This is a genomic window from Streptodolium elevatio (genome assembly GCF_053592165.1).
Genome location: NZ_JBSFVE010000064.1, coordinates 1 through 4,019, shown reverse-complemented (window position 1 = coordinate 4,019; position 4,019 = coordinate 1). Strand labels below are relative to the sequence as shown.

6 protein-coding genes are annotated in these 4,019 nt (G+C 67.8%); 2 read left to right on the top strand and 4 right to left on the bottom strand.

Annotated features, from left to right (window positions below; genetic code table 11):
* A partial coding sequence (locus tag ACWD12_RS40845) for a hypothetical protein (RefSeq protein WP_450103933.1) occupies positions 1–348 on the bottom strand: 348 nt, incomplete at its 3' end.
* A 163-nt stretch (positions 349–511) separates the two neighbouring features.
* Between ACWD12_RS40845 and ACWD12_RS40840 the strand changes: the two genes are divergently transcribed.
* Entirely contained in the window at positions 512–715 is a 204-nt protein-coding gene (locus ACWD12_RS40840; protein ID WP_450103932.1) for a cold-shock protein, read from the top strand.
* A gap of 426 nt (positions 716–1,141) precedes the next feature.
* Here ACWD12_RS40840 and ACWD12_RS40835 read toward each other — a convergent pair whose 3' ends face one another.
* Together ACWD12_RS40835 and ACWD12_RS40830 are read right to left on the bottom strand one after the other, a co-directional pair.
* Positions 1,142–2,401 (bottom strand): serine hydrolase domain-containing protein, encoded by a 1,260-nt coding sequence (locus ACWD12_RS40835; RefSeq protein ID WP_450103931.1) that lies wholly within the window; start codon positions 2,399–2,401, stop codon positions 1,142–1,144.
* Positions 2,402–2,812: 411 nt separating this feature from the next.
* The gene (locus tag ACWD12_RS40830; protein ID WP_450103930.1) at positions 2,813–3,277 is read right to left on the bottom strand and encodes a hypothetical protein; all 465 of its coding nucleotides are present in this window, start codon (positions 3,275–3,277) and stop codon (positions 2,813–2,815) included.
* 49 nt (positions 3,278–3,326) lie between these two features.
* Between ACWD12_RS40830 and ACWD12_RS40825 the strand changes: the two genes are divergently transcribed.
* On the top strand, positions 3,327–3,698 hold the full coding sequence (locus ACWD12_RS40825; RefSeq protein ID WP_450103929.1) for an ArsR/SmtB family transcription factor: 372 nt from the start codon (positions 3,327–3,329) through the stop codon (positions 3,696–3,698).
* On the opposite strand, the gene ACWD12_RS40820 is transcribed toward ACWD12_RS40825, so the two are convergent.
* Positions 3,667–4,019: transposase (locus ACWD12_RS40820; protein WP_450103928.1), on the bottom strand; the 353-nt coding region annotated here is incomplete at its 5' end. The two genes, ACWD12_RS40825 and ACWD12_RS40820, sit on opposite strands and share 32 nt — an antisense overlap.

Genomic DNA, 4,019 nt, shown 5'->3' with positions numbered 1-4,019 from the left:
TTCGTCGCCCGCGAGATCTACAAACACCTGCCCCGACTCACACACACCCCCACACAGCTCCCACAGACCGCTTGACGACCTATAGGAGCTTCGCCCCTGCGGCGGCGGTTCAGGTGTCCTGCGCCGGCGCCCGGTGCCGGGCTGCCAAGGGTGGGGGCCGTGCAAGGCGGCGGAGAGCCACGCACGCACGCCTTCGTTGCCGGCGGCCTCGCCGGCACGGATCCAGGCCGTCCCATCCCACCACTCCAGGGCGAGCACGCCTGCGCCGGGGCGGGGGCGGCGGACACGCCGCGCGCCGATGTACTCGCCGGGCTCGCCCAGCAGTTCCTCCAAGCTGCCGTGGTCCACCACCGGCTCCCCTCTGGCGGGTAGCCCCCGAACGGGCAGGCTACCGCCGCGATCACGCTGCCGCCCCGCCCGGCGGGGCGGGCGCCGCCTGCTGGTAGAACAGCCGTGCCGGGCCGTGGCAGGCCCGGCATATCTCAGATGTTCAGGTGAAGGGGCACGGTCGATGGCGACTGGCACGGTGAAGTGGTTCAACGCGGAGAAGGGCTTCGGGTTCATCACCCAGGACGACGGAGGGCCCGACGTGTTCGTGCACTTCTCCGCCATCAACGCGAGCGGCTACCGCGAACTGCAGGAGAACCAGCGGGTGGCCTACGACGTGACGCAGGGCCAGAAGGGCCCGCAGGCGGAGAACGTCACCCCCGAGTAGAACGCGCGGGCCGGATCCGCACAGGGCATCCGCCCCCTGGGTGTCCGCCGCGCCGACTCGTCAGGAGTCGGCGCGGCGGTGCCGCTCGGCGACGGTGGCGATGGCGTCCTCGACGAGCTGGTCGACCAGCCCGGCGAGCTGCGGGTCGTCGGTCCGAAGCCGCGCGCCCAGGTCTGCACGTACACCTGCTCCTGGTCGCGGCCAGTCCCCGTCGGGACCAACTTCCCGCCCAGTAAGGGGGCACCGGAGTCCGCGCGAAACCTACATTCGTAGGTTGATGCGCGGCGATCGGCGTGCTTCATTCGATGAAATTGCGGTGGGTCGTAGGGACGGAACAGGGACCGGGGTTTGGTGTCACGCGGGCCGGCTCGACGCGGAGGGGATGGGCGGGGCGCTGAGGTCGAGGCGGTCGGGCCGCACGGCGGGTCAACGGGCGAGGATCTCCCGCGAACCGCGGATGGCCTCCGAGGGCATCTGAGCGCTGTCCTGGTTGCACAGGACGACGACGATGGTGCCGCGTCCGAGGTAGATGTCCAGTTGCCCGCCATAGCCCGGGGTGCCGCCGTTGTGGCCGACGATGCGGGTGTTGTCGAGGGTCTCGTCCTGGAAGCCGTACGCGTAGCGCACGCGGCTCGGGGCGCCGCCGGGAGGGCCGCCAGGGGGGCCACCGGGGGCGGGGGCCTGGCCGTTCCCTCCCGGACCACCGCTCAGCACGGGCGGCCCACCGGAGGCTGGGCCTCGGTTCGGGAGGTCCTTGCCGGTCAGCAGTACGTTGGTCATCTCCGGCCCCAGCAGCCGGTTTTCGCTGACCGCGCGGGCGAAGTTGAACAGGTCGGTCACCGTCGAGTACGCCGCTCCCGACGGGTTGGCGAACTGGACCTGGTCGGCGATGTCGCGCAGTGTGGCATCGGACGAATTGACCGTCCCGGTGGACGATCCCGGCGGCAAAACCTTGCCATCCGCACCGACGAGCGCGTAACCGTGCGCCATGTTCGGGACGTCGACCGGCTTGTACGGCTGGACGCCGGTGTCCGTCATGCCCGCGGGGGTGAAGACCTGGCGTCGCAGGTGGTCCGCGTAGGACTCACCCGATGCGTGCTCGATGACCGCCCCGAGGGTGATGAACCCCGAGTTGCTGTACTGGAATCGTGAGCCGGGCTCGAAGGCCAAAGGCTGCGCCGCGATCACCGGCATGAGCCCGGCGACGCTCTGCGCCGGATCGAAGGCGGTGCCCGGGCCGAGGACATCGCCCATCCCCGAGGTGTGGGTGAGGAGATGGTGGATCGTCACCCTGTCGGCGATCGCGGCGGGCAGGCCGGGGACGTGCTTGCCGACCGGGTCCTCGAACGCCAGCTTGCGCTGCTCCGCCAGCCGGGCTATCGCCACACTGGTGAACGATTTTCCGATCGACGCGACGCAGAACTTCGTGGCCACGTCGTTGGGGATCTTCCGGGAGCGGTCCGCCAGCCCAAAACCACTTGCCAGAATCGGCTGCCCATCTTTCGCGATGAGCACGCTACCGGCGAAAGTCCCTTCGGCGGCGAGGCGTTCGAGCCCGCTACGGTAGGATTCCCACTCCGGAGGAACCGAAGGATTCCCACTCGGCGAATTCGTCGCATTGGTGGACTTGCCGGATGTCGACTTCCCGCCTCCACAGGCGACCAGCCCCCCGGAAAGAACAAACATTCCCCCGACAAACGACCTGCGACTGACCGCCATGCCTGTCCCGCCTCTGCGCCGATCCGGTAGTGCACGTGAACGTAGGACGCGAGTCAGTACCGAACCAACTGATTAACCCAGTGGTTGATCAAACGCGGAAGGAGCCGCCGATGCGGCTGCGGTTCGCCGAAGCGGCGTCCGACCTGGTGGCATTCAGCTGCTCGCCGGCATACGAGGCGCTGCGTAGCCTGCATGTGCTGGGTGACGTCAAAAGCCACCCGCTGCACCATTTCCTGGGTTTTGACCGCGCGCACCAGACTGCCCGGCGAACTCAAAGCGGAATTCGACCGGTTCGCCTTCTGGTGGGCCCGACCGCTGGGTTTCCCGGAAATCTAGACGCCGGAGGGCAGCCGGTCATGGTCGGAGGAGATATCCGAGCTACGCAAAACGCCGGTGCACAACTTCGCGGAAGCGCTGGTCCTCCCGGCGCTCGCGCGGAACGGGCGAGTGGGCCCGACGCATTGGAAACCGTTCTCCGAAAATCTCGATCTGCAGCACCGGGCGCTGGCGAAAATCGAAGAGCACCATCCCGCTTCGCTGCCTGCGATGCGCGAACTGATCGCCGACCCCGAGCGTTGCCGAGAACGCTTCGCCGATTTCCTGGACACCTACTGGCAGACATGCCTCGAACCGGACTGGCCCCGCTTGGAGCAGCATCTGCTCACCGAAATCGCGCGCTGCAGACATCTCGCCGAGCAGCGCGGCGTACCACGCATGCTGGCCGCGGCCCTCGGCCACATCGAACTCGCCGAGACGGGGCCGGGCGCCCAGGACGGCGACGAGATCGTCATCCAGCCCGCTCCCGCACGTCGAGGCCCGGAACCCCTGGTAGATCACCCTCACCCGGGGCGATCAACTCCTGCTCGTCCCCTCACACTTCGCATGGCCGAAGATGACCGGCGCGGTCATGCGCGAGCGACGCGGAGATATCGACCGTACGACAGCGACCATCACGTACGCCCTCGCCGAAATGCGCCAGCAGGCCCGACCTCCCGTGCCACCCGAGGACCTGCTCAAGCTCCTGCGCTCGGCAGGGGACCCGACCCGGCTGAAGATCCTGCAACTGCTCGGCGTACGCGCCCGCTCAACACGTGAGATCGCCGGACTGCTCGGCTTCACCGAGGCGGCGATCTCCAAGCACCTCAAACTGCTCGCCGACGCGGGCTGGGTAGAGCAGGACCGGCACAGCTACTACGTCTACTACCGGCTCGCACACAACGCCCGAGACAACCTCACCCGAGGACTCGACGAAGTACTCGGGTGAGTCGCATCGATTCGATGAACTCGTACTTGCTCGCTACCGGGGATCCTTCGCGAAGTACGCTGCGGCTTTTTTCAGGAAGCTGACTTCCATCTCCAACTCGCGGTTTCGTCGTTCGAGTTCTTTGAGCCTGGCGCGTTCGTCCAGGGCCAGCGGCCCGCCCGGGCGCTCCTGCCCCCCGCTCGTACTGCCGGACCCATGTCCGAAGCGTCTCCGGGTGCATGCCGAATTCCCGCGCCGTATGCGCGATAGGCTGCAGAGACTTCAAGGCGAGTTGAACCGCTTCCTCGCGGAACTCAGGCGAGTACGAGCTTGGACGTCCCA

Bases quoted from the DNA above. Each gene is read 5' to 3' on its own strand.
- ACWD12_RS40825 (WP_450103929.1), top strand. From the start codon at position 3,327: ATGACCGGCGCGGTCATGCGCGAGCGACGCGGAGATATCGACCGTACG.
- ACWD12_RS40840 (WP_450103932.1), top strand. From the start codon at position 512: ATGGCGACTGGCACGGTGAAGTGGTTCAACGCGGAGAAGGGCTTCGGG.
- ACWD12_RS40835 (WP_450103931.1), bottom strand. From the start codon at position 2,401: ATGTTTGTTCTTTCCGGGGGGCTGGTCGCCTGTGGAGGCGGGAAGTCG.